This is a genomic window from Ochrobactrum sp. CGA5 (genome assembly GCF_006345815.1).
Lineage (GTDB): Bacteria > Pseudomonadota > Alphaproteobacteria > Rhizobiales > Rhizobiaceae > Brucella.
Genome location: NZ_VCIG01000038.1, coordinates 821,493 through 843,719 on the forward strand (window position 1 = coordinate 821,493; position 22,227 = coordinate 843,719).

The window sequence follows — 22,227 nt, forward strand, 5'->3', positions numbered from 1 at the left end:
CATGAGCACGGCATCTGCACTGAGCGTCGATAATATCGACGTCTATTTCGATCATTTCCATGCGCTGAAATCGGTCAGCATCGAAGTGGCCCGCGGTGAATCCTACGGCCTCGTAGGTGAGTCCGGTTCGGGCAAGTCCACGCTCCTGCGCGCTGTCGCGGGACTGGCGCCCGTCGAAGACGGCGAAATCCGCATAGACGGGCAATTGCTGAAAACACCGCGTGACAAAGCATTCTACCGCAATGTCCAGATGGTGTTTCAGGACCCATACGGCTCACTGCATCCCCGCCAGACGGTGGATCGGCTGTTGCTGGAACCGCTTGCCATCCACGGCGTCGGTGACACGGAACAGCGTATCGTTAAGGCGCTGGACGAAGTCGGTTTGGGTTCAGGCTTCCGCTTTCGCTACCCGCACCAGCTTTCGGGTGGCCAGCGCCAGCGCATTGCCATTGCCCGCGCCCTGATTGTTGAGCCCAGCATATTGCTGCTCGATGAGCCGACCTCGGCGCTCGATGCGTCGGTTCAGGCAGAAGTATTGAATCTGCTCGAACAGGTTCGGCGCGACCGCAACCTGACCTTCGTCATGGTCAGCCACGATCTTGGCGTTGTGACCCATATGTGCGACCGGCTTGCCGTCATGCGCAATGGGGAGGTCGTAGAGCAATTACAGGCGGACGATCTTGTCAGCGGCAACATCCACGCCGACTATACGAAGAACCTGATGCGGGCGAGTGAAGGCTTCCGCAGGTAAAGCAGAAGCCTTCTTCCAGAACTGCAAACCGAGTTTGGGAAATATTGGAAAAACAAGGGGACCTTCCGGTCCCCTTTTCATTGCATCAATCTTCGGACGCCTTGCGCGGTGTATCACCATCCTGCCCGCGCCGCCAATAGGCGACAATCAACTGGCGATCCTTCGGAATATTGCGTTCCTTGCGCATATAGGTGCGGATCGACCGGAATGCGTTGAACTCACAACCGACCCAGACGTAAATGTCACCCTCATCTTCGGGTAGTTCAACCGCGCGCACCGCATCCTGCAACAATGTTGTCGTTCCGGCTTCCGCACCGTCTCGGCTCAGCCATTGCAGATCGACATCGGCTCGCGAGGCAAGTTCCTGCTTTTCAGAAGCACTGCCTATCTCGACGCGAACGACCGCCTTGGTGCCTTCCGGCAATCTTTCCAGAATACGCCCGATAGCAGGCAACGCGGTTTCATCACCGGCAAGCAAGTACCACTTCGCATCGCCCGCATCGCCACCGCCCGGCCCCGTCATGCCGACAATATCGCCCGGCTTGGCGCTCATGGCCCAACCGGAACCCGGAGCGTCGCAATCATCACCGTGAACGACCATATCAATATCCACCCATCCGGCTGCGGGATCTATATTGCGGATCGTATAGACCCGTGTCGCAAGCTTGGCTTCGCCATCCGGCCAGACGGGACGGCCATCTTCACCGGTTGTGGGCCATTGCGGCTTGGCAAGACCTTCCGGTGGAAAAAGCAGACGAATGTGGAGGCCCAACTGGGAAAAGCGGAACAGGTTTTCCCCTTTGAGACGAATACGACGCATATGCGGCGTTACATTCGACACGGCAACGACTTGCATCTCTCGGAAGTAGGGCAGCGGCAACCCAGCAGCCCCATCACCTTCCCAAATAATTTTCGGCTTGGCGCTGCCTTTGTCGAGAAATTCCAGCACATGCTCGGCGATGGAATATTTCATATAGGCAAGACCGGTTTCGTCCTCGCTCGTAACGTCGACGCTGACCGTTCCATCATCCCATTGCACATCGGCCTGGCCGAAGCTCAATACCAGCTTGGCCGTGCTGCCCTGCCGATGCACGTCAGCGTGCTCGACAAAATGATCGAGAAGCTGATTGACCACATGACCGGCGTTCGTAAGTGCAAAGCGTGTATTGGCGTTGAGTTCGGACATGCCCCGTCCTCCTTTGGGAAACAATTTCCCCAGCCTTACCTGAATATAACATGACTATTCAAGTCATCTTTTTACTTTGAACCCGCAATAAATTGTGACAGGCAGCGCCTGCCGCCAAACATCGAAAGAGCCCAGTGCACCTGCTTGCGCGACGCCAAGGCGCGTCAATTCTCCGCCGAACGTCTCACGCCAGTTGAAAAGCAGCATCTCGCTTTGCAGGGTCACGGCATTCGCGACTAGCCTGCCGCCGGGTTTCAGGGCGTTCCAGCAGGCTTCCAGCACGCCATCGTCCGTGACACCGCCGCCGATGAAGATCGCATCGGGTGCCTCCAGCCCTTCCAGTGCAAAGGGTGCCTCACCCCTCACCAACTGCAAGCCGGGAACACCCAATGCTGCACGATTTCGCTCGATCATTGCCTGCCGCTGTTCATTCGCCTCAATGGCAATCGCACGGCAAGAGGGATGAACGCGCATCCATTCAATTCCGATGGATCCGCAACCTGCCCCGACATCCCAGAGCAGTTGCCGCGGTAATGGCTGCAATCGCAGTAGAGTGACGGCACGCACGTCTCGCTTCGTCAGTTGTCCGTCATTCTCAAACGCCTCATCAGGCAGACCGGAGACGGGAGAAAATACATTTGCGTGCTGCGATGCGTTACATTCAATCGCCAGCACATTCAGATCGGCGCATCGCTCATGTGGCCAGTTTTCTGCCCGAGCCTGGACCCGACGTTCCTTTGGCCCGCCAATGTGCTCAAGCACGGTGATCAAGCTTTGGCCAAAACCTCTGTCCTTGAGCATTGCCGCTGCTTTTGCAGGCGTCGAACCGTCATTGCTGAGAACAAGAAGTTTCTCGCCCGGCAGAATATACGGTAACAAAAGTTCGAACGGGCGCCCGTGCACACTGACTGTTCGCACATCCTGAAGCGACCACCCCATCCGCGCCGCAGCGAGCGAAAGCGAGGACGAATAGGACAGAACAAGCATTTCGTCAGAAGAAAAATGCCGGGACAAGGTTGCCCCCACACCAAAAAACATCGGATCGCCGCTCGCCAGCACAACGGTCGGCTGGCCGCGATAAGCCTCTATCATCGCGAAAGCTTCGTCGAATGGAGACGGCCAAGCCAAAAGCTCGGCTTTTATACCATCACTGAGAAAATCCAGATGCCTCTTGCCGCCGAAAATGACAGCAGCGGATTCCAGCGCCGCGAGCGCGGTTTTCCCAAGCCCGTCCAAGCCATCTTCACCGATCCCGATCACTGTCAGCCAGTGTTTCATGCGCGATGCTCCTTTCCCCTGTTCGTATGGCGGGGCAGTAGCAAGTGCAAGCGGCAAGGCGTATAAGGCCAATATGTTGAGCCAGAAAAGCAGCAAGATCGCAGCAATAGAATCCGACAGGCGCAACGCCTGCCCCGGACTTTCGCGTATGGTCATGGCGAGGGATGGGGCTATTGCCCGTATCAAACTAAAGCTCGGTCGCCTGTCTGCCGATCAGGCGCGTTCAATTGCAGCTATAGCCGAGCATTTCGATGCAGGCGCGATTGAGTTGTCGATTCGCTCCAATATCCAATTGCGTGGCATTGCGCCCCAACATTGGAATGAGGCTGTCGCAGCCCTTCATGAGGCTGGCCTTGGTGCCAACAATCCCGGCGCCGATGATATTCGCAACGTAATGGTCAGCCCTACGGCCGGTATCGACCGGGGCCGGATATGCGACGTCACCGGGCTGGCATCGTCTGTGTTGGACATGCTGCAGGCGAATGAGGCATTCTACGTCCTTTCTCCGAAATTCTCGTTGCAGATCGACGGTGGCGAAGACTGTGCGATGATTTCCCATCCGGGCGACATCTGGTTTTCGGCGATAGACGGTGAAGCCTTTGCTTTTGGCCTTGCCTCGTCTCCCGACGCGGAGGCACTAGGGGCTATAGGCGCACAACACGCCCTGCCCTTCATCGAAGCGATGCTCCGTCATTTTTTACGACAAGGCAGTTTTGCCCGGATGAAGCATCTGTTCAAAATCACCACGCCATTGGAGTTTCTGGCGGGGCTGAACCGGGAATTATCATTCCAGATACAACCGGCGACCGGCTGGAAACGCAAAGCACCGACGCCATTATCGCATTTAGGCAACAGCCAGCAATCTGACGGCTCGTTTTATCTGGGTGTCATGCCGCTTATGGGGCGGTTGACAACACAGCAACTCATCGGGCTGGCAGACCTCTGCGATAGCGGAAGGTCTGAACTGCGCCTTACGCCATGGCAAGGCGTTATCCTGCCTTGGGTAAGTAAAACTCAGATTGTCGAACTCACCCAAAAACTCCGTTCGCTTGACCTCGAAACGACAGCCGAAACCCCACATGCGCGACTTCGTGCTTGCTCCGGTTCAAATGGCTGTATCTCCGCACTTGCCGATACACAGACAGACGGCAGAAACCTCGCAACACTTTTGGCGCCGGGAACAGCACCCGTGCACATCACAGGATGTGGTAAGTCATGCGCGGCACTTGCCCCCTTGCCGTACACACTTCTGGCATGCTCGACGGGTCGCTACGATCTTTATGCGGAAGAGAGGTTTCCGCAAGACAGGGCTGGACCATCGCGCTTCGGACAGCTATTGGCGACTGATATCACTATTGACGAAGCGGCGCGTCTTCTGAACGCCCGACACTGATTAGAGCGGTCATCATGACAGACTATATCCGCGACGGACAGGCTATTTACGACCGGTCTTTCGCTATCATTCGCGCCGAGGCTGATCTAAGCCGTATACCAGCCGATCTGGAAAAGCTTGCTGTCCGCGTCATTCACGCCTGCGGCATGGTGGATGTGGTCAACGACCTCGCTTTCTCGGAAGGTGCTGGCCAAGCCGGGCGCAACGCTCTGCTCGCAGGTGCGCCCATTCTCTGTGATGCGCGCATGGTCGCTGAGGGCATCACCCGATCTCGTTTGCCTGCCCATAATGAAGTCATCTGCACGCTTGGCGACCCTTCCGTTCCCGGGCTTGCAGCAAAGATCGGCAATACCCGCTCGGCAGCAGCGCTCGACCTCTGGCTTCCGCATCTTGGCAACAGTGTTGTTGCAATCGGCAATGCACCGACCGCCCTCTTCCGTCTGTTTGAGTTGCTGGACGCTGGCGCGCCAAAACCTGCGCTCATCATCGGAATGCCAGTTGGCTTCGTCGGCGCGGCAGAATCCAAAGATGAACTCGCCGCCAACAGCCGCGGTGTACCTTATGTTATTGTGCGGGGAAGACGTGGCGGCAGCGCCATGACGGCAGCGGCGGTCAACGCGCTCGCTTCGGAGCGCGAATAATGGCAGCAAAAGGCAGACTGTTCGGCCTGGGCGTCGGCCCCGGCGACCCCGAGCTGATCACGCTGAAAGCCCTGCGCCTCCTAAAAAGCGCGCCGGTCGTAGCCTATCACGCCGCCAAGGGGAAGAAGGGCAACGCCCTCACTATCGTTGAGGAATATCTTTCACCGGAGCAGATACTGGTGCCGCTGATCTATCCGGTGACGACAGAGAAGCTCCCCGCGAATATGGATTACGAACAGATCGTCAGCGATTTCTATGGCGAGATAACGAGCACGATAGCAAGCCATCTTGATCGCGGTCAGGATGTGGCTGTGATTGCGGAAGGCGACCCGTTTTTCTATGGCTCGTTCATGTATATTCACGACCGGCTGGCTGACCAGTATGAAACGGAAGTCATACCCGGCGTATGCTCTGTCCTTGGAGCAGCGGCGGTACTGGGCGCGCCACTGGTCTATCGCAATCAGACATTGTCCATTCTCTCCGGCGTTATGAGCGCGGAAGAACTGACCCGGCGGCTCGCGGATACAGGCGCTGCGGCTATCATGAAGCTTGGCAAAAATCTCGACAAGGTTCGCACTGTGCTCGGTGATCTCGGCCTTATGGATCGTGCGCTCTATGTCGAGCGCGCCACCATGGCCAATCAGCGCATTGTGCCACTCGCCAAAGTCGACAGCAGCGATTGCCCCTATTTTTCGATCATTCTCGTTCCGGGGCAAAAATGGAACGGCGCATGATCCCCGCGATTCTGATACTCGGCGAAGCCGCGGTTCCTACAGCGCAGCGGATTGCATCAGCGCTGGGACATGCCGAAATACTCGGCCTCCAGAACCGTGTTGCGTCACTGGACAACACTTTCGGGCATTTCGGAGATGCGATCAGATTGCTCTACGAAGAAGGCCGGCCCATCATTGCGCTTTGCGCAGCCGGTATCGTCATCCGGGCACTGGCGCCCCTTCTGCAGAACAAGCGCGTCGAACCGCCGGTCCTTGCGATGGCCGAAGATGGAAGCGCTGTTGTGCCTCTTCTGGGCGGTCTCTCCGGCGTCAACGACATGGCCCGGCAGATTGCGGCGGCATTTCAGGTTGCACCTGCTATAACCACGTCAGGCGAGCTGCGGTTCGGGATCAATCTGCTGCACCCACCTGCCGAACTGTTTCTCGCCAACCCTGACGACGCCAAGAATTTTACGTCGAACCTGCTTGCAGGGCAGAAAGTACAGCTTGATGGAACCTCACGCTGGCTTGCAAATTCGAAACTGCCTTTTGCCGACGATGGCGCGTTGACGATTAGTATCACGCCCCACATTCGCACGCCCCGGCCTGACGAGCTGATTTATCATCCGCGCAGTGTCGCGATTGCAATTGGTACGGTGAGCGATAGCATCGAAACCGATATTGCTGACGCTCTCGCCAATGCAGGCATTGCCACGGCATCTCTGGCACTCCTTCTCGCTCATGAAACAGATTGTACTTCTCCACAGCTTCAAAAAGCGGCAAAGAAACTCGATGTTCCGCTGCGCTTTGTAACGAATGCACCAATAGACGCTCGCGAGCTTGTCCTTCGTTCAGTGGAGAAGCCTGTTGAACTGGAACAGGGTAGCGGACTCGCTATTGCCGTGGCGGCCACCCCGGCAGATGTTCTTTTTGTCGGTCGAAAACGCGGCAAGTTGGTCGTTATTGGCCTTGGACCCGGTTCGCGAGACCTGATGACGCCTGCCGTTCAGCACGAACTGGAACAAGCCGAAGACATCCTCGGCTATGAAACCTATGTGCGGATGGCTGAAGAGAATTTTCGCCCTTTCCGCGCGGACCAGACCCTACACATGACCGACAATCGTGAGGAAATGCAGCGCGCACGCCATGCATTCGAACTCGCGGCTTCCGGTCGGCATGTTGCCATGATTTCTTCAGGTGATCCCGGCGTCTTCGCCATGGCTGCTGCAATCGTCGAAGCGCTTCATGAAACGGATAACCCGGCCTGGCACGGCGTGGAGCTTGTCATCCAGCCCGGTATTTCCGCAGCGATGGCCGCCGCCTCGCGCATCGGAGCGCCTCTGGGGCACGATTTCTGCATTGTTTCGCTATCAGACAATCTGAAGCCTTGGGAAATCATCGAAAAGCGTCTTGCGCTCGCTGCCGAGGCTGATTTTGTCATGGCCTTCTACAATCCCATATCCAAGGCACGCCCGCATCAGCTTGGTCGTACGCTTGAAATACTGCGCCAGTATCGTTCCGCCGACACGCCCGTCGTTCTGGGGCGCGACATAGGCAGACCAGAAGAGACGACACGCACAACAACGCTCGGTGCCTTGACAGCGGATGACGTCGACATGCGAACCGTAGTGATTGTCGGTTCGTCCCACACGCAAACTTTTGCCAAATCTGATGGACGTAAGTGGGTTTATACGCCGCGCTGGTACGGTGACAAGCCAAAGAAATGACAAGCAAAAGGCAGGGAAAACCCTGCCTTTTTAATGTTCCAGCTCTGATCCTTAAATCAGTTCTTCTTCGCCTTGGCCTTTTTCGGTCGAGCTGCGCTAGCACCCTCAGCCTTCGCTGCGGCTGCTTCGGCAGCAACCTGATCTGCGCTTTTCGGCGACGTATCGATAACGGCGCGCACACCGCCGTTAGCTGTCAGCTGGCAAACAGCCGTGCGGAGGTCCACCTTGAGGTCAACGTCAGTGCCGCCTGCTGCACCCGGACGGGAATTGACAGCGGAGATAACCCGCTCCGGCAGGAAATATTTGTTGGCAGCGGCAGTGATACAAGGCTGCGCAAGCGCCGGATCGACATAATTGGTCGGCGTAAAGCGGGGCATCGAAATCGTCGGGGCGCTGATCGGGGCATCGGTCTTGCCCGGCTTCGCCGTCGTGGTCGGAACAGTCGTCGTGCAGGCAGCGGCAAGCGGGGCCAACATGGCAATGGCAAGAAAACGGGCTCCAGTGCGGGCGCGTCCGTACATGATCTACCTCATAGGGTCTGCTGAGTAGGTAAAATTTTAAGTTCGATAACTATTCGGTTTTACTCGATTGTCGAGTGGCAGGAAGGTCACATTGCCAGAATTTCGATTCGCATCCACAGTCTGGCATCACTGTTTTGCGAGAATCCAGTTCAGCATCTCACGCCAGTCGGACATTCGGATCGGCGTACCATGATTACCGCTCTCGAAACGCCGGAACTGCACCGGATAGCCCGGCGCACGCTTTCGGATCTCGCGATAAAATGCCTCCTGCTTGTCGATGGCAAAAACCGGATCACGGCTTCCATGTCCGAAGAAGACCGGCACACGCTTCTTGAAAGCGGGTGAGTCGAAAAATCCGTCATCCCACAGCGAGCCAAGCAGAATGAGACCGGCAAGCTGGCTCCCTGCCTTTTGATTGGAGGCTATGCGCCAGCACAGCGCCCCACCTTGGGAACCGCAGGACAGGATCAATGGCGCATTCGGTGCCGATGCCTTTACTGCTTCGATCAGCCCGGCGATCTGAGCCTCCCCTTTATCGGCGAAATCCTTGAAATCCGGCGTGATATAAAGACCGCCATTGAGTGCGGCGAGATTCTTCACGCGGTTGAAATTGCCGCCAAAGGTAAAATCATTCATGCCTTGCAGGCGATTCCCGCCCCGACCATGCAGATAGAGGACAATAAACGACGCGCCCTCGCGCTTGCCTGCGGCCATAGCCTTCACCGGCCCGGCAGCGGTCTGAAAGGTGACATCCTTCTGGTAGGCACGTGCCTTCAGCGAGACATAGGTATCTTTTACACGCTTTTCGGGAACCGCATCGCGCCCATTGATATCACGCATCTCGTTGTAATCGATGACCTTATAATCACCATTGTCAGCGCTGCTGATAATGGCGGGATAGGCGAAATAGTCGTCCTTATACGGCGGCAACGAAGCTGCCCCCGATGCCGTCACGGTCGAAAACAGAAACAATGCCCCAAACAGGCTGCCAATTCCATGTTTCGACATTTCATGACTCATCGGATTAAAGCTCCAGCGTATGGTAGCGTCTGTTGAGATAGACCAGCGCCTCGTCCTCGGATTTGGAGCGCAAGCCCACGACTTCTCCGAAGAGTACGTGATGCGTGGAATGATCTTGTACGCTGACGACCCGGCAGTCGAAAGCAGCAAGCGCGCCCTGCAATATGGGCGCCCCCGTCACCTGAATATCCCAGCGGGCCAGCTCGAAGCGCTCATCCTGTGTCAATCCGATACGGCCAGAGAACGCATCCGCAAGCTGCTGATGTGATCCCGCGAGCGTGTTGACAGCGAAAACACCGTTTTCAATGAACAGCCGGTTTTCTACATGTATCTTCTGCAGGCAGATCAAGAGCGTCGGTGGATTATCCGAAACCGAACATGCGGCAGTCAGCGTCAAACCGCGCCTTCCCGCACTACCGGCTGTGGTAACGATCTGCACTGCCCCGGCGTAATGACTCATCGCATCCCGATAGGACTTGGATTCCACCGAAACTGCACTTGAATTGATGTTCTTAATCGTTTGCACGTCAAACAGAATCCGTCTCGCCCTAGAGCGCATCCCGAAAAGTGTGAAACGGCTTTCGGACAAGATGCGCGTTAAAACCAATAGTTAGAGCGCCGATCTGATCCAATCAGATCGAAATGCGCTCCAAGGCTTGTTACCTGCAGCCAGCCACCTCGATAACAAGCACGCAATAACGGCCCAAATAACAGGCCCCATAACGGGCATTGCACAAAGGCCAGGAAACAGCTACCCACTTTCCGTTAAAAATGCCACGAATTGTTTAATGAAGACGGATCACGTGATCGAGTTTGGAAGACGTCCGACCGCAACGCTGACAAGTATCATCCTGACATTACTGGCCAGCTCAATGCTGGCGCAGGCGGAAGATATGCGCGTCGGGCTCGCCGCACCGCTGTCCGGGACCTTCGCTCCACTGGGTAATCAACTCGCCGAAGGCGCCCGCGTCGCGGCGACCGCGAAAGGCGCAGAACTCGTTATCTTTGATGATCGTTGCGATGCCGAAGGCGGTAAGGAAGCCGCAGAGCAATTTGTGAAGGAAAACGTTCGTATAGCAGCCGGTTTCCTATGCCCCGAAGCGCTTGAGGCGGCCCTGCCCGTTCTCGCAGCCGGCAATATCCCCGTTGTGACATCTGGCGTCAGTGAACCAACCCTGACTGAAAGGCGCGCGGCCGCACCGATGGAGGTATTCCGCCTTGCGACCGGCCTCGACAAGGAAACGCAGGCAACTGGAAGCTTCCTTGGCAGCCTTTGGCGCGCGCAAGCTTTCGCAATCATCGGTGACGGCACCATCGAAGGGCGCGAACGCGCCGCACGCGTTCTGACCAGCCTTAAAGAACAACAATTGCAGCCGGTTTTTACAGATACCTACCGTCCGGGGCTCGACAATCAGAATGCGCTGGTCGCACGGCTTCGGCGTGCGGGCGCTACCCATGTTTATGTCGGCGGCGCGCGTGATGATATCGCGGCTATAGGTGCTAGTGCTGCCGCGCTCAACTACCCGCTGACGATTGTAGGTGGCAGCCTGCTTGATGCAGCCCCTGGTGCCCAGCCTCTAACTCAGGGCACGTTAATGATCGCTCCCCTTCGCCCCCAGGATCTTTCGACGGCGAAACCGGCAATAGATGCGCTGCATCAGGCCGGGAAACTTGCAGACGCTTTTGCAATTATAGGCTATGCCAGTGCGGAAATTCCTGCGGATGTGATCGAGCGTGCCGACAGGGACAAGCAACCCATTATCGACACACTCCGCAATAATTCCTTTGAAACCGTGCTTGGTACAATCAAGTTTGATGGCAATGGTATCCGAACCGACAATCCGAACCGCCTGCAGCGTTTCGATGGCAAACGGTTCGTGCTAACCGACAAGTAAACCAATCAGGCTCGCAGCGATCACCAGCCCAGTCATTAGGCTCATAGTCGACCAGAAAAGGTGAAGCGCAGCGTCAATATCGTCAGCGTTGGCCTCACGTTTGCCGGACGCATTCAGCATTGGCCCTGCGACTTTTTCAGCTCCATATTGGCGCGGACCGGCAAGCGCCAATCCCAATCCGCCCGCAAAAGCTGCTTCCGGCCAACCGGCATTGGGCGAGCGATGCAGACGCGCGTCACGGCGCATGACGGAGAACGCCTCTCGTCCAGAAAGTCTGTCCTTCGTGATTGCAATCGCAAGCGAAGCGAGCAGCCCCGTCAGTCTGGCGGGAATATAATTGGCAACATCGTCCAGTTTTGCAGCAAAACGACCGAAATAGCGATAACGGTCATTCAGATGGCCGATCATGGAGTCGGCAGTATTGATCAGCTTGTAGGCGAAGAGGCCGGGTAAACCGCCGACCAGAAACCAGAACGCAGGCGCAACAATGCCGTCTGATGCATTCTCGGCAAGACTTTCGATCGCCGCACGGCTGACACCGGCTTCATCGAGATGTTCGGGATTGCGCCCGACAATCATCGACACAGCCCGACGACCGCCTTCAATCCCTTCCCGACGCATAGCCAGTGCGACTGCCTGTACATGATCGGCAAGGCTTTTCTGCGCAAGCAGCACCGTCACGATCAGGATTTCGGCAATGGCACCAGCGATACCGGCGAAAGGTAACGAAAGTTGAAGGATAAGCCCCAGAACGACGCAGCCCATCACCAGCCCAGTCGTCAGCCACATACCATTTCGGTAAAGCACCGAGGCGGAGAGACTCGGATTATTCCAACGTTTTTCGCCCCACGAGATTGCTTTCCCAAACAAGACAACCGGGTGCGGCACCCTCTGCCATAGTTGTGGAGGGTCGCCTACAAAGCGATCCAGGAGAAGCGCCAGCGAGAGAACAATAAGCTTTATTTCCATGAGCTTGACCAGAAAAACTGAATCAAAATTTCAACGCCTTTTCAAACCGCGCAACTGCCAGATCATCCAAAGGCAAACCAATGCGCAGCCAGCGCGGGGCATAATCGAATTTCCGGACCAGAATATGTCTCTCGCACAATCTGGTATAAATCTTGAGTGCATTCGCGTTTTCAACGAGAGAAAACAGCGCCGTTCCGCCAATCTCCTTCAGGCCACTTCTTTCCAAAGCCGCTGATAATTCCAGCCGCCGCAGATCAATACGGGCGCGATATGCCACGAGCTCTCGGGAATTGCTGAAAGCATGATTGGCGACTGCCAGCGCCGGGCCGGAAACCGCCCAGGGCCCAAGCCGCCGCTCCAACACATCCGCAAAACGAGCACATGCAATTGCAAAGCCCAAGCGAACGCCCGCGAGCCCGAAGAATTTGCCAAACGATTTCAGCACGATCATCGGTGCATCTTCCGCATTTGCCGCAATGCTGACGGCCTCGTTCGCATCGGCGAAAGCCTCGTCAACGACCAGAAATCCACCGCGAGCACCGAGCTTTTGCGAAAGATGCAGGACAGTCTCACTCGAAATCACCCGACCGTCGGGATTGTTCGGGTTAACGATGACCGCGACAGTTGCATCGTGTGGAATTTCATCAATCGTCGTGCACTGCATGACCTTCCAGCCGGAAGCCGCGAATGAGGCCGCATGTTCCTGATAGGTCGGTCCGAGGACGGCAACTGTCGACGGGGTAACCAGTGTCGGGACAAGCTGGATCAAGGCCTGCGTACCAGGCGATGCAACAATTGGCGCTTTCTCATGCAAACGATAATAGCTGCGGGCCAACCGCAGAGTTTCCTGCAACAGCCCCTCGTCCGGCAAGCGGTTCCAGATTGCCGGTGTCAGTTCAGGAAGTGGAAACGGCTCTGGATTGATGCCCGTCGAAAGGTCGAGCCAATCTTGCGGTCTGCCACCAAAACGCGCGGCAGCCTTGTCGAGCGCACCGCCATGCTCGATTTCTGCACTCAAGCCTTCTCTCCGCAAGAATCGATGACATGCATAAACGAGCCAGCAACGGAACCGACCCGCAGGCCAACCTCACCAATATCGTCGCCGGCAGCATCACGCGCACGGAAAAGACGCTTCGCCTTTCCTTCGCGCACGATGCTGGCATAGTGAAACTCATGGGCCTTTAGCGACCTCGCCCAGGGTGAACCTTCAAGCGGTTCCAGCACACGATAGCCAAGATGCAGCTTTCTTGTCGCAAAGCTTGTCTCAAGGGGCAGAAGACCAAGCATCGGGTGCGCGACATCCTCGGCATCCCGCAAGCTCTCGCCAAGAACCATATAGCCGCCGCATTCGCCATAAACCGTTACCCCACGCGCTGCGGCTTCGCGTATCCCCGACTGAAAACGCTCAGCCTGTGCCAAACGTCCTGCATATAATTCAGGATAGCCGCCAGGCAGATAGATAGCGTCGGCCCCGTGTTTCGGGCCCTCATCGCCGAGCGGCGAGAAGAACGAAACTTCCGCCCCGCGCCGACGCCAGCCTTCAAACAAATGCGCGTAAGCAAAGGCGAACGCATCGTCGCGAGCAACGGCGATGTGGTTGCCAAGCGGCTCCAGGCGTGGAACATTTGCCATCGCATCGTAACGCTTCTGTCGCGACCAAATTGTTTGCAGCGCGTTCAAGTCGATATGCGTTTCCATCACATCGGCAGCGTGTTCGAGAAAACTTTCAAGATCGGAATGCTCGCCCGCTTGCACCAGTCCCAGATGCCTTTCTGGCAGCGAAAGAGCTGCATCACGAGGCAAGGCACCAAGAACCGGAATACCGAGACGTTCAAGCGCACCGCGCAACATTGCCTCGTGCCGGGAACTACCGACGCGATTGAGAATAATTCCCGCAATCAGCACATCCGTGCGAAACTGGCTGAAACCCCACACCAGTGCAGCAATGGAGTGCGATTGTCGGGCGCAATCCACCACCAGCACCACCGGCAGATCGATGAGGCGAGCCAGATCGGCAGAAGAACCCTTGCCGTCTATCGCACCGTCAAAGAGCCCCATCATGCCCTCAGCAACCAAAAGTTTGGCGCCGCTTTCCGTCATGCGGGAGGACAACGCGCTAATGAGTTCACCGCGCATCGCCCACGGGTCGAGATTGAAGCAATCCGTACCGCTCGCAGCTTTATGATAGGCAGGATCGATATAGTCGGGACCGACCTTCACCGGCGCAAGCGCTTCTCCCCTCCGCTTCAAGGCGCGCAGCAAACCCAGCGTTACCGTTGTCTTGCCAGACCCGGAAGCTGGCGCTGCTATCATGAAACCCTTCATGCGCTTTGCACTCCTTCATTCTGGTTTCGTTTGGAAAGCGGGTCACTGGAAAGGTTTCTACCGTTCAACGCGCCCATCCAGTCCAGCCCGGGGCGCAAGCGAACCACTTCGCCCACAACCACGATTGCAGGCGGATTCAGCCCTCCAGCTTCAACGTCTTTGGCCGCCCGCGCCAATGTCGTTTCAAGCACGGTCTGGGTGGGGAGACTTGCATTGCATACGAAGGCGACAGGCTCTTCCGGCGAACGCCCAGCCTCAATCAGCCGCCTGGCGATAAGGTCTATATGCTTCATCGCCATATACATAACGATAACCGGCGCTGACGTGGCGATGCCAGCCCAGTTGATCCCGTCAGGCATTGAGCCGCTGGCGTCGTGACCGGTGAGGAATGTCACCGATTGATTGATATCGCGGTGGGTAGCGGCGATACCGGCATAAGCAAGGCCGCCAATCCCTGCGGTAACTCCTGGAACGATGCGAAACGGAACGCCATGTTCCACCAACGTCAAAGCCTCCTCTGCACCCCTTCCGAACACAAAGGGATCACCACCTTTCAGACGCAACACCTTCTTGCCCTGTTTCGCAAGTTCGACAAGTCGCAGGGAAATATCACGCTGTTTCGGCGACGGTTTGCCGCCGCGTTTGCCTGCATATTCCAGAACGGCAGCGGCATTTTTGAGAGAAAGGCAGGCATCATCCACCAGCGCGTCATAAACGATGACATCCGCCTGCTGCAGCGCATTGACGGCGTGAAGCGTCAAAAGACCGGGATCGCCCGGCCCTGCACCAACGAGCCAGACATGGCCGGGCTCCATCACAGGCAGGGGCACTTTGCTTCGCGCAATGACACATGCCGCCGATTCTTCAGCCTTATTCATTTTCATCAACCACTATTCTATCTGGCGGCACAGCTATCAGATACATTATAAGGCGTCCATGAATGACGAAACCGCTCCAACGAATAAAAGCCAGAAAAAAGTCGAGCTCCGCCGCGGCTGGACCACTGGCGCCTGCGCGACGGCTGCCACCAAGGCGGCCTTGACGGCGCTCATTACCGGAGAATTTCCCGACCCCGTCGGCATAATTCTGCCCAAAGGCGATGTACCTTATTTTCAGCTTGCCTATGAGGGGCTGGGCGAAGGCTATGCGATGGCAGGCATCGTCAAGGATGCGGGTGACGATCCTGACGTGACCCATGGCGCAACGATCATCTCGACTGTATTCCCGGCCCCACCCGGAACAGGCGTCGTCTTTCGCGCCGGTGAAGGGGTTGGAACAGTGACACGGTCCGGCTTGCAAATCTCTCCGGGCGAAGCTGCCATCAATCCGGTCCCGCGCCGCATGATGACGGAAATCTGCGAGCAGATATGCGCCGAATATGGCCTGCCCGCTGACCTCGTTGTTACAATATCGGTGCCGGGCGGCGAGGAGATTGCCAAGAAGACCTGGAACCCGCGTCTCGGTATCGTCGGCGGTATTTCCATTCTCGGCACCACCGGTGTGGTCCACCCCTTTTCTTGCTCAGCGTGGATTCATTCAATCCATCGCGGCATTGACGTCGCGCGTGCCGCCGGGCAGAAACATGTCCTTGGTGCGACTGGCTCTACGTCCGAAGACGCTGCTCTGGCGCTCTATGATCTACCGGATTTTGCCATTCTTGACATGGGTGATTTCGCAGGCGGTGTGCTCAAATATCTACGTGATCACCCCATCGAAAAACTTACGATCGCAGGCGGCTTCGCCAAGCTGACAAAGCTTGCACAAGGTGCGCTCGATCTTCATTCCTCACGGTCACAGGTGGACAAGAATTTCCTATGGACCATCGCTGAAAAGGCCGGTGCCCAGGAAAGCATGAAGGATCAGATTCTCTTTGCAAACACTGCCTTGGAAGTCCTTGAACTGACTCGATCAATTGGCATCGACATGGCAACGCCAATCGCTGTTAAAGCGAGAGAAACAGCACTTGAAACCCTTCGCGGCGCGCCTGTGGAAGTGGAAATTATCGTGACCGACCGCAGTGGAAATATCCTTGCGCGCGTCTGACCCTAGGATTCTCATTCTCGGTGGGACGACTGAGGCTGCCGCACTTGCAGCCGCCTTTGCGGAACTGCCCGTCAATGCCATTACCTCCCTTGCCGGACGCACCAGAAATCCAGCGAACCTGACCGGCACGGTTCGAAGCGGTGGCTTCGGCGGCGCCGACGGCCTTGCCGCTTATCTCGATAGCGAAGGTATCGATCTCGTCATTGATGCAACCCACCCCTATGCTGTGCGCATTTCACAAAATGCAGTTCAGGCGGCGAGCATGCGCGGCATAGCATTAGTGAGGCTGGAGCGCGCGGCATGGGAGGAAAAGCCGGGAGATCATTGGATCAATATCTCACATGAAGCTGAAGCGGCAACCGCGATCCCATCCGGCGAACGTGTGTTTCTGGCGCTCGGTCGCCAGCATATCGCCCCATTCGCGGAGCGCGCCGACGTGCATTTCGTCATGCGCATGATCGATCCTCCCGAGGTAACCGTCCCGCAGGATTGCGAGATCGTGCTGGCGAGACCTGGCGATTACGCCGCAGAGAAGCATTTTCTGGAAATCCGCCGGATCGGGCTGATTGTCAGTCGCAATTCAGGTGGCAGCATTTCCTATGCAAAAATCGAGGCTGCCCGCGCGCTGGGACTGCCGGTCATGATGATTTCCCGGCCACCAGTTGCAGCCAAAAACGTGGTCGCCTCACCAGAAGATGCAATTGCATTGGCCCGCACGGTACTAGGCTTTTGAACGCGCTGTATGGCCATGCGCCTCATGATAGAGCGCAGAATCGCGGAAGCCTTTGGGGTCCAGTCCGCGCCCGACAAAAATCATTGCCGTGCGTGTCAGTCCGGACGCAGCCACTTTCCCCGCCATATCCGACAACGTCCCTCTCAGAATCTGTTCGTCTGGCCATCCAACGCGATAGGCGATCACCACCGGACAATCCGCACCATAAAGCGGAGTCAGCTCTGCCTCGATTTTACCGAGGTTCCGAATGGAAAGATGAATCACCAGCGTCGCACCCGACCGCCCGAGCGTGGCAAGGTCTTCGCCTTCCGGCATGGCAGACGATTTCATTGAGGTGCGGGTCAGAATGATGGTTTGGTTGACCTCGGGAATAGTCAGCTCCTGCTTCATGGCAGCGGCCGCAGCCGCGAAAGCAGGTACTCCGGGCGTCACGTCATATGGAATACCGAGGCCGTCCAGCCGACGCATCTGTTCAGCCATCGCGCCATAAATCGACGGGTCGCCCGAATGCACTCGCGCAACGTCGAGTCCCTGTGCATGGGCGGCTTCCATCTCAGCGATAATCTGATCAAGGGTAAGCGATGAACTGTCGACAAGATGCGCGCCCTTCGGCGCTCCAGCAACAACCTCCTTCGGCACCAGCGATCCAGCATAGATGCAAACAGAACATTGCTCGATCAGACGCAATCCGCGCACAGTAATAAGGTCAGCCGCGCCGGGACCGGCTCCAATGAAATGAACAGTCACGATTTTCCCTTCCTGACCCGCAGACATGGCTTTCCGCGGCATCGAAAGTCAATCTGTTTCCGGTAGCAGCGCTTCGATATCGTTGAAAATCGACTGCCATTCTTCGTCCGTCAGCTCGAAGAAATTAAAGCTGCGCAACAGGAACGCACCTTCATTGGCTATGAAGGCCAGACGAGCCTTGCGCCCTTCCGGCGTGGAGACATCAAGCCCTTCCCATTGTTTGCGATACCAAAGGCGAGTTTCATCCAGATGCTCGGTGTTGGGAATGAGACTGGTCATCATGGCCGCGAAGCGTGAGTCGTCTTCGGCATCGCTTTCACGCGTCACCCGGATATGAGCCGCGATATGAGAAAGCGCGTCCATGCGGCCTTGCTTTTTCTTGTCAACCTGGGCGTCGAAACGGTCGCCCCACCGCCCGATCATTGCCTTTAAAAGTCCATCCTTATTGCCGAAGCAATACTGGATGCCTCCTTTGGTGACACCGGAAGCCTGTGCGACGGCATCCATCGTCAGGGCCGCCAGACCGCCTTCAGCGACAAGCTTTTCCGCCATATCGAGCACATGGTCGCGGTCGATTGAACGTGGCCGGCCCAATTTGTGTAAATTATTACTTTCCATACAGACGGAATTATATTAAGTGGGCCCTCCTTGCAAGTTTGAATACAAGCGTATTGAAAAGGTGTTTTCCAATGTGGCCGAAAAATCGCTGGCTGGTTCTAACTATTGTTTCCAGCGCATTGTTCCTGATCGTCCTGGACATGACAGTGCTTTACACGGCGCTGCCGCGCCTCACCCACGATCTGGCGGCCAGTGCTTCGGAAAAGCTCTGGATCATGAACATCTACCCGCTTGTCGTTGCAGGCCTTCTGCCCGGCCTCGGCACGCTCGGCGACAAGGTCGGCCACAAGCGCATGTTCATGTCTGGATTGGCGGCATTCGGGCTCGCATCATTTTGCGCAGCCTACTCTTCCAACCCGGAACTCCTCATTGCTGCCCGCGCATTTCTGGCCTGTGGCGCAGCCATGATGATGCCTGCAACGCTTTCGATCATTCGGCTGACCTTCACAGATGACAAGGAACGTTCGCTCGCAATCGGCATCTGGGCAGCCATTGCGTCGGGCGGCGCGGCTATCGGCCCGGTGGCGGGCGGCATTCTGCTCGAATATTTCTGGTGGGGATCAGTGTTTCTCATCAATGTTCCCGTCGTGCTGATTGCCCTGCTACTCTCCGTCTTTACGCTCGAAAACCGTCCGCTTGGTTTAAAACGGAAATGGGATTTGATCGGCTCGGTCCAGATCATGGTCGGATTGATTGCACTGACCTACGCCGTGAAGGAACTCGCGAAGCGCGATGCATCAATGACCGTATTCGCAATCGCCCTGGCTGTCGGATTGGTGGCGTCATCCATCTTTGTGCGCAGACAGCTCGCAAGCCAAGAACCGCTGATCGATTTTTCCCTATTCAGCAACAGGTTGTTTTCTATGGGAGTTTTTGCGGCTTTGGTAGCGTCCGGCTCAATGACGGGGATGGAGCTCGTCTTCAGCCAGCGCATGCAACTGATCGAAGGTATGACGCCCTTGCATGCTGGATTATCAATCTTGCCCATTCCTCTGGCTGCCTTTGTCGCAGGTCCACTCGCAGGCATCATGCTGCCACGTCTTGGCACGGGCAAGCTTCTGTGGTCATCGCTCGGGATCACGGCGCTTGGCGTGATCGTTTATATCCTGACCTATAAAACTTCCGCTTCGCTCTATCTGGCCGGACTTGCGATCCTGGGCTTCGGCGTCGGTGCAGCGATGACCGGTGCATCGTCCGCCATCATGACGAACGCGCCCGCTGAAAAGGCTGGCATGGCGGCTTCCGTTGAAGAAGTCTCCTATGAACTCGGCAACGCTCTTGGGGTCACTATCTTCGGAAGCATCTTGTCAGTCTTCTACACGGCAAGCCTTGTGATTCCCGAAGATGCGGGCATTCCGGTGATTGTACGCGATAGTCTGGACGAGGCAATTCTAGCGACTCAATCGTTGCCACCATCTGATGCACAACTCCTCATGGCATTGGCCTCGGCAGCCTTTGAAAATGCTTATGTTGCTGTGATTGTAGCAACCGCAGCTCTGCTCTCGGTCGCTACGTTCGTCGTCTACATTGTTCAGCGACGCAAGACCATTCCTGCATAATCCGAAGTCAGGACTGGGCGACAGCTAAGGCGGCGGTCGCCCGTCCCGATATGGTTTTCCCAACGACGAGAAAGCCATTCGCCCCGATAGCAGCTAACGCCGCTGCTTCCGCTACGCCATGACATCCGACAGAACGAAAAACCGCTTCCGATGGATTTTTAAGACGTGGGGTTTGCTGCTCCAGATGCCACGCATCGAAGAAACAAAGCGGACACTTAAAGCGCGCCGCAAGCTCGCTCCATACCGGCTCACCGAGCTTGGTGTTCAACGTCGCTATGGCATCGGGCTGCGGGGCCCCTCCCTGTGACAACACGAGGTCGGCCAAGGCCACGAGCTCATCGAGCGTCACGCCCAACGAACCGCCCACGCCAAGGATCGTTTTGTAGTTACTAGAACCCACAGGGTGAAGACTGCCGCGCTTTGTGCAGCTCTTCCGGTTTCACGCCCAGCGTATCGGCGATGCGCTGGATCAGCGTCGCTTCGGAACGGTCCAGCCGGTTATCCGAACATGCAATCTTCACGAGGTCGCCAAGCAACGCCAGACGGCGCTCCGGCGCCATCTCCGCGAGCATATTGGCCGCTTGCTTGGTTGTCGTCTCATAGGCAAAGTCCTTGAGATACTCCGCGACTTCCGGAAGCTCTTCCGGTGGAATGCCAAAATTCTTCTCGGCAATTTCCTTGAACGCGGCTATTTCAGCCGGATGCTGGTCACCATCGGCAAACACCACATGCAACAGCAAAAGCAGTTCAGACGCGAGAGCCGGATCGTCGGCTACGCGCTGCACGGCGCTCTTCTTGCTGAGAAAAGCCGTAATCCGCTCAAAAATGCTCTCGCTCATGGAACCCCTCGAAACTATCGGTCAGTGTATAAGGAATAACGCCGGACGCACGGGAAAACAATCTCGCTCTACTAACTGGCTTTCTCTAGAGATTATTCTCGTCCGGCTGGTATTCGCGGAGCGGCTGCTCTATGTTGCGCCAACCTCTCCTTTAGGCTCCCCGATGCTTGAATTCTTCGACACCCTTACCCTGCTCCTGACGGCTGCGGCATTCATTGCCGGGATCATTGATTCCATAGCGGGCGGCGGCGGGATGATCACAATCCCCGCCTTGTTGCTCGCCGGAATTCCACCCGTTGAAGCGCTAGGCACCAACAAGCTCCAGGGCCTGTTCGGCTCATCGTCGGCAACAATCGCCTATGCGCGTAAAGGACACGTGGATATCAAGCAACAATGGCCTGAAGCACTTGCCTCCCTCATCGGCTCTGTCTTCGGCGCCTTGCTAGCAACGGTTCTCCCCGTCGATATTATGCGTGCAGCCCTGCCGATCCTGCTTATCGCGATTGCGATCTATTTTGCCATAAAGCCGAGCCTTGGCGATGTTGACCGCTCACGCCGTATCGGCCCGTTTCTCTTCGGCATCACCCTTGTTCCGCTGATCGGCTTTTACGACGGTCTCTTTGGCCCGGGGACTGGATCGTTCTTCATGCTCGCTTTCGTAGCGCTGGCCGGATTCGGTGTGCTGAAAGCCACTGCTCATACGAAGCTGCTCAACTGCGCATCCAATATCGGCGGCTTCGCAACCTTTGCCGCTGTTGGGGTCATCAACTGGAAGATCGGTATCTGCATGGGGATTGCTCAGTTCATTGGCGCACAGATCGGCGCAAGTCTGGCCATGAAGATCGGCTCGCGCATCATCAAACCGCTTTTGATCGTTGTCAGCCTGGCGTTAGCCGTTCGCCTTCTGATGGATGGAACCAATCCGCTGCGCCAGTGGATTGGCTTCTAAAGCCTAAGCGCCACCAGCACGACCGACAATTTATCGATCGGGGCCACACGCGATGCATTCCCTATCTGCAAGGCCCGGAAATAGGCAAGCCACCAAGCACCGGTCGCAAGACCTGGAAGCACCAGAAACGGCCACGATCTTCCAGAAATCTCGCCCGGTTTCTGCCGATGATCTGTGACGGTCCGGAATACGCAAAATGTGCCGATGATGACCAGCGTACGCACGAGCATGGCGAAATCCGAGTTAATTCCGTGGACGCCAATCTTGGCGAAGAGTGCTGTCAGCGCGGCAGACATTGCCGACATCAGCGCTCAGAATTG

At 56.6% G+C, this 22,227-nt stretch carries 23 protein-coding genes and 1 pseudogene; 10 read left to right on the forward strand and 14 right to left on the reverse strand.

Features of this window, described 5'->3' with window-relative positions; translation table 11 throughout:
* Position 1 precedes the first annotated feature (1 nt).
* Entirely contained in the window at positions 2-751 is a 750-nt protein-coding gene (locus FJQ48_RS17125; protein WP_139976117.1) for an ABC transporter ATP-binding protein, read from the forward strand.
* An 85-nt stretch (positions 752-836) separates the two neighbouring features.
* On the opposite strand, the gene FJQ48_RS17130 is transcribed toward FJQ48_RS17125, so the two are convergent.
* Both FJQ48_RS17130 and cbiE read right to left on the reverse strand, forming a co-directional pair.
* On the reverse strand, positions 837-1,937 hold the full coding sequence (locus FJQ48_RS17130) for a siderophore-interacting protein (protein ID WP_139976118.1): 1,101 nt from the start codon (positions 1,935-1,937) through the stop codon (positions 837-839).
* A 63-nt stretch (positions 1,938-2,000) separates the two neighbouring features.
* Positions 2,001-3,215 carry a precorrin-6y C5,15-methyltransferase (decarboxylating) subunit CbiE gene (cbiE, locus tag FJQ48_RS17135; RefSeq protein ID WP_139976119.1) on the reverse strand — a complete coding sequence of 405 codons (1,215 nt, stop codon included), beginning with the start codon at positions 3,213-3,215 and terminating at the stop codon, positions 2,001-2,003.
* A gap of 73 nt (positions 3,216-3,288) precedes the next feature.
* Here cbiE and cobG point away from each other — a divergent pair, with 73 nt between their 5' ends.
* The 4 genes from cobG to cobJ are packed head-to-tail and all read left to right on the forward strand — an operon-like array spanning position 3,289 to position 7,689.
* Entirely contained in the window at positions 3,289-4,608 is a 1,320-nt protein-coding gene (gene cobG, locus FJQ48_RS17140; protein WP_139976337.1) for a precorrin-3B synthase, read from the forward strand.
* A 14-nt stretch (positions 4,609-4,622) separates the two neighbouring features.
* On the forward strand, positions 4,623-5,249 hold the full coding sequence (locus tag FJQ48_RS17145) for a precorrin-8X methylmutase (RefSeq protein WP_139976120.1): 627 nt from the start codon (positions 4,623-4,625) through the stop codon (positions 5,247-5,249).
* Positions 5,249-5,983, forward strand: coding sequence for a precorrin-2 C(20)-methyltransferase (locus FJQ48_RS17150; protein ID WP_139976121.1), 735 nt, complete (start codon positions 5,249-5,251; stop codon positions 5,981-5,983). The genes FJQ48_RS17145 and FJQ48_RS17150 overlap by 1 nt, the downstream gene beginning before the upstream one ends.
* Positions 5,980-7,689, forward strand: coding sequence for a precorrin-3B C(17)-methyltransferase (gene cobJ, locus FJQ48_RS17155; protein WP_180350229.1), 1,710 nt, complete (start codon positions 5,980-5,982; stop codon positions 7,687-7,689). The genes FJQ48_RS17150 and cobJ overlap by 4 nt, the downstream gene beginning before the upstream one ends.
* Positions 7,690-7,745: 56 nt before the next feature.
* On the opposite strand, the gene FJQ48_RS17160 is transcribed toward cobJ, so the two are convergent.
* The 3 genes from FJQ48_RS17160 to FJQ48_RS17170 all read right to left on the reverse strand — a co-directional run bounded on the left by FJQ48_RS17160 (position 7,746) and on the right by FJQ48_RS17170 (position 9,756).
* Complete coding sequence (locus tag FJQ48_RS17160; protein ID WP_139976123.1) at positions 7,746-8,210, reverse strand: hypothetical protein; 465 nt, start codon at positions 8,208-8,210, stop codon at positions 7,746-7,748.
* Between the two features lie 126 nt (positions 8,211-8,336).
* Positions 8,337-9,218, reverse strand: a complete 882-nt coding sequence (locus FJQ48_RS17165) for an alpha/beta hydrolase (protein WP_139976124.1) — start codon at positions 9,216-9,218, stop codon at positions 8,337-8,339.
* A gap of 16 nt (positions 9,219-9,234) precedes the next feature.
* Entirely contained in the window at positions 9,235-9,756 is a 522-nt protein-coding gene (locus FJQ48_RS17170) for a flavin reductase (protein ID WP_139976125.1), read from the reverse strand.
* 277 nt (positions 9,757-10,033) lie between these two features.
* Here FJQ48_RS17170 and FJQ48_RS17175 point away from each other — a divergent pair, with 277 nt between their 5' ends.
* Positions 10,034-11,125 carry an ABC transporter substrate-binding protein gene (locus tag FJQ48_RS17175; protein ID WP_139976338.1) on the forward strand — a complete coding sequence of 364 codons (1,092 nt, stop codon included), beginning with the start codon at positions 10,034-10,036 and terminating at the stop codon, positions 11,123-11,125.
* On the opposite strand, the gene cbiB is transcribed toward FJQ48_RS17175, so the two are convergent.
* From cbiB to cobA, 4 genes are read right to left on the reverse strand one after another with little or no spacing between them, the layout of a single operon-like run.
* Entirely contained in the window at positions 11,111-12,094 is a 984-nt protein-coding gene (gene cbiB / locus FJQ48_RS17180) for an adenosylcobinamide-phosphate synthase CbiB (RefSeq protein WP_139976126.1), read from the reverse strand. The two genes, FJQ48_RS17175 and cbiB, sit on opposite strands and share 15 nt — an antisense overlap.
* A gap of 22 nt (positions 12,095-12,116) precedes the next feature.
* On the reverse strand, positions 12,117-13,112 hold the full coding sequence (gene cobD, locus FJQ48_RS17185; RefSeq protein WP_139976127.1) for a threonine-phosphate decarboxylase CobD: 996 nt from the start codon (positions 13,110-13,112) through the stop codon (positions 12,117-12,119).
* On the reverse strand, positions 13,109-14,419 hold the full coding sequence (locus FJQ48_RS17190) for a cobyrinate a,c-diamide synthase (RefSeq protein ID WP_139976128.1): 1,311 nt from the start codon (positions 14,417-14,419) through the stop codon (positions 13,109-13,111). The genes cobD and FJQ48_RS17190 overlap by 4 nt, the downstream gene beginning before the upstream one ends.
* On the reverse strand, positions 14,416-15,297 hold the full coding sequence (gene cobA / locus FJQ48_RS17195; protein WP_139976339.1) for a uroporphyrinogen-III C-methyltransferase: 882 nt from the start codon (positions 15,295-15,297) through the stop codon (positions 14,416-14,418). Before cobA ends, FJQ48_RS17190 begins: the two co-directional genes overlap by 4 nt.
* Before the next feature lie 58 nt (positions 15,298-15,355).
* Between cobA and FJQ48_RS17200 the strand changes: the two genes are divergently transcribed.
* Both FJQ48_RS17200 and FJQ48_RS17205 read left to right on the forward strand, forming a co-directional pair.
* Entirely contained in the window at positions 15,356-16,462 is a 1,107-nt protein-coding gene (locus tag FJQ48_RS17200) for a cobalt-precorrin-5B (C(1))-methyltransferase (RefSeq protein WP_139976129.1), read from the forward strand.
* Positions 16,449-17,195: a cobalt-precorrin-6A reductase gene (locus FJQ48_RS17205; RefSeq protein WP_139976130.1), complete on the forward strand. Its 747-nt coding sequence runs from the start codon at positions 16,449-16,451 to the stop codon at positions 17,193-17,195. Before FJQ48_RS17200 ends, FJQ48_RS17205 begins: the two co-directional genes overlap by 14 nt.
* On the opposite strand, the gene cobM is transcribed toward FJQ48_RS17205, so the two are convergent.
* Together cobM and FJQ48_RS17215 are read right to left on the reverse strand one after the other, a co-directional pair.
* Positions 17,184-17,942: a precorrin-4 C(11)-methyltransferase gene (gene cobM / locus FJQ48_RS17210; protein ID WP_139976131.1), complete on the reverse strand. Its 759-nt coding sequence runs from the start codon at positions 17,940-17,942 to the stop codon at positions 17,184-17,186. The genes FJQ48_RS17205 and cobM overlap by 12 nt on opposite strands.
* A gap of 48 nt (positions 17,943-17,990) precedes the next feature.
* Complete coding sequence (locus FJQ48_RS17215) at positions 17,991-18,494, reverse strand: TetR/AcrR family transcriptional regulator (RefSeq protein WP_247870403.1); 504 nt, start codon at positions 18,492-18,494, stop codon at positions 17,991-17,993.
* A 137-nt stretch (positions 18,495-18,631) separates the two neighbouring features.
* Between FJQ48_RS17215 and FJQ48_RS17220 the strand changes: the two genes are divergently transcribed.
* Positions 18,632-20,119, forward strand: a complete 1,488-nt coding sequence (locus FJQ48_RS17220) for an MFS transporter (RefSeq protein ID WP_139976133.1) — start codon at positions 18,632-18,634, stop codon at positions 20,117-20,119.
* A 7-nt stretch (positions 20,120-20,126) separates the two neighbouring features.
* Here the strand turns inward: FJQ48_RS17220 and FJQ48_RS17225 are convergent, their stop codons facing one another.
* The gene (locus FJQ48_RS17225) at positions 20,127-20,519 is read right to left on the reverse strand and encodes a cobalamin biosynthesis protein (protein ID WP_247870404.1); all 393 of its coding nucleotides are present in this window, start codon (positions 20,517-20,519) and stop codon (positions 20,127-20,129) included.
* Positions 20,509-20,958, reverse strand: coding sequence for a TerB family tellurite resistance protein (locus FJQ48_RS17230; protein WP_139976134.1), 450 nt, complete (start codon positions 20,956-20,958; stop codon positions 20,509-20,511). The genes FJQ48_RS17225 and FJQ48_RS17230 overlap by 11 nt, the downstream gene beginning before the upstream one ends.
* 163 nt (positions 20,959-21,121) lie before the next feature.
* Here FJQ48_RS17230 and FJQ48_RS17235 point away from each other — a divergent pair, with 163 nt between their 5' ends.
* Positions 21,122-21,907: a TSUP family transporter gene (locus tag FJQ48_RS17235; protein WP_139976135.1), complete on the forward strand. Its 786-nt coding sequence runs from the start codon at positions 21,122-21,124 to the stop codon at positions 21,905-21,907.
* A 5-nt stretch (positions 21,908-21,912) separates the two neighbouring features.
* Here FJQ48_RS17235 and FJQ48_RS17240 read toward each other — a convergent pair.
* A pseudogene (locus FJQ48_RS17240) lies at positions 21,913-22,212 on the reverse strand (EamA family transporter); the annotation flags it as partial.
* Positions 22,213-22,227: the final 15 nt, after the last annotated feature.

Excerpts from the sequence above, each read along its gene's own strand:
- FJQ48_RS17125 (WP_139976117.1), top strand. The coding sequence starts at position 2 with ATGAGCACGGCATCTGCACTGAGCGTCGATAATATCGACGTCTATTTC.
- FJQ48_RS17130 (WP_139976118.1), bottom strand. The coding sequence starts at position 1,937 with ATGTCCGAACTCAACGCCAATACACGCTTTGCACTTACGAACGCCGGT.
- cbiE (WP_139976119.1), bottom strand. The coding sequence starts at position 3,215 with ATGAAACACTGGCTGACAGTGATCGGGATCGGTGAAGATGGCTTGGAC.
- cobG (WP_139976337.1), top strand. The coding sequence starts at position 3,289 with ATGTTGAGCCAGAAAAGCAGCAAGATCGCAGCAATAGAATCCGACAGG.
- FJQ48_RS17145 (WP_139976120.1), top strand. The coding sequence starts at position 4,623 with ATGACAGACTATATCCGCGACGGACAGGCTATTTACGACCGGTCTTTC.
- FJQ48_RS17150 (WP_139976121.1), top strand. The coding sequence starts at position 5,249 with ATGGCAGCAAAAGGCAGACTGTTCGGCCTGGGCGTCGGCCCCGGCGAC.
- cobJ (WP_180350229.1), top strand. The coding sequence starts at position 5,980 with ATGATCCCCGCGATTCTGATACTCGGCGAAGCCGCGGTTCCTACAGCG.
- FJQ48_RS17160 (WP_139976123.1), bottom strand. The coding sequence starts at position 8,210 with ATGTACGGACGCGCCCGCACTGGAGCCCGTTTTCTTGCCATTGCCATG.
- FJQ48_RS17165 (WP_139976124.1), bottom strand. The coding sequence starts at position 9,218 with ATGTCGAAACATGGAATTGGCAGCCTGTTTGGGGCATTGTTTCTGTTT.
- cbiB (WP_139976126.1), bottom strand. The coding sequence starts at position 12,094 with ATGGAAATAAAGCTTATTGTTCTCTCGCTGGCGCTTCTCCTGGATCGC.
- FJQ48_RS17190 (WP_139976128.1), bottom strand. The coding sequence starts at position 14,419 with ATGAAGGGTTTCATGATAGCAGCGCCAGCTTCCGGGTCTGGCAAGACA.
- cobA (WP_139976339.1), bottom strand. The coding sequence starts at position 15,297 with ATGAATAAGGCTGAAGAATCGGCGGCATGTGTCATTGCGCGAAGCAAA.
- FJQ48_RS17200 (WP_139976129.1), top strand. The coding sequence starts at position 15,356 with ATGAATGACGAAACCGCTCCAACGAATAAAAGCCAGAAAAAAGTCGAG.
- FJQ48_RS17215 (WP_247870403.1), bottom strand. The coding sequence starts at position 18,494 with ATGGCGGAAAAGCTTGTCGCTGAAGGCGGTCTGGCGGCCCTGACGATG.
- FJQ48_RS17220 (WP_139976133.1), top strand. The coding sequence starts at position 18,632 with ATGTGGCCGAAAAATCGCTGGCTGGTTCTAACTATTGTTTCCAGCGCA.
- FJQ48_RS17230 (WP_139976134.1), bottom strand. The coding sequence starts at position 20,958 with ATGAGCGAGAGCATTTTTGAGCGGATTACGGCTTTTCTCAGCAAGAAG.
- FJQ48_RS17235 (WP_139976135.1), top strand. The coding sequence starts at position 21,122 with ATGCTTGAATTCTTCGACACCCTTACCCTGCTCCTGACGGCTGCGGCA.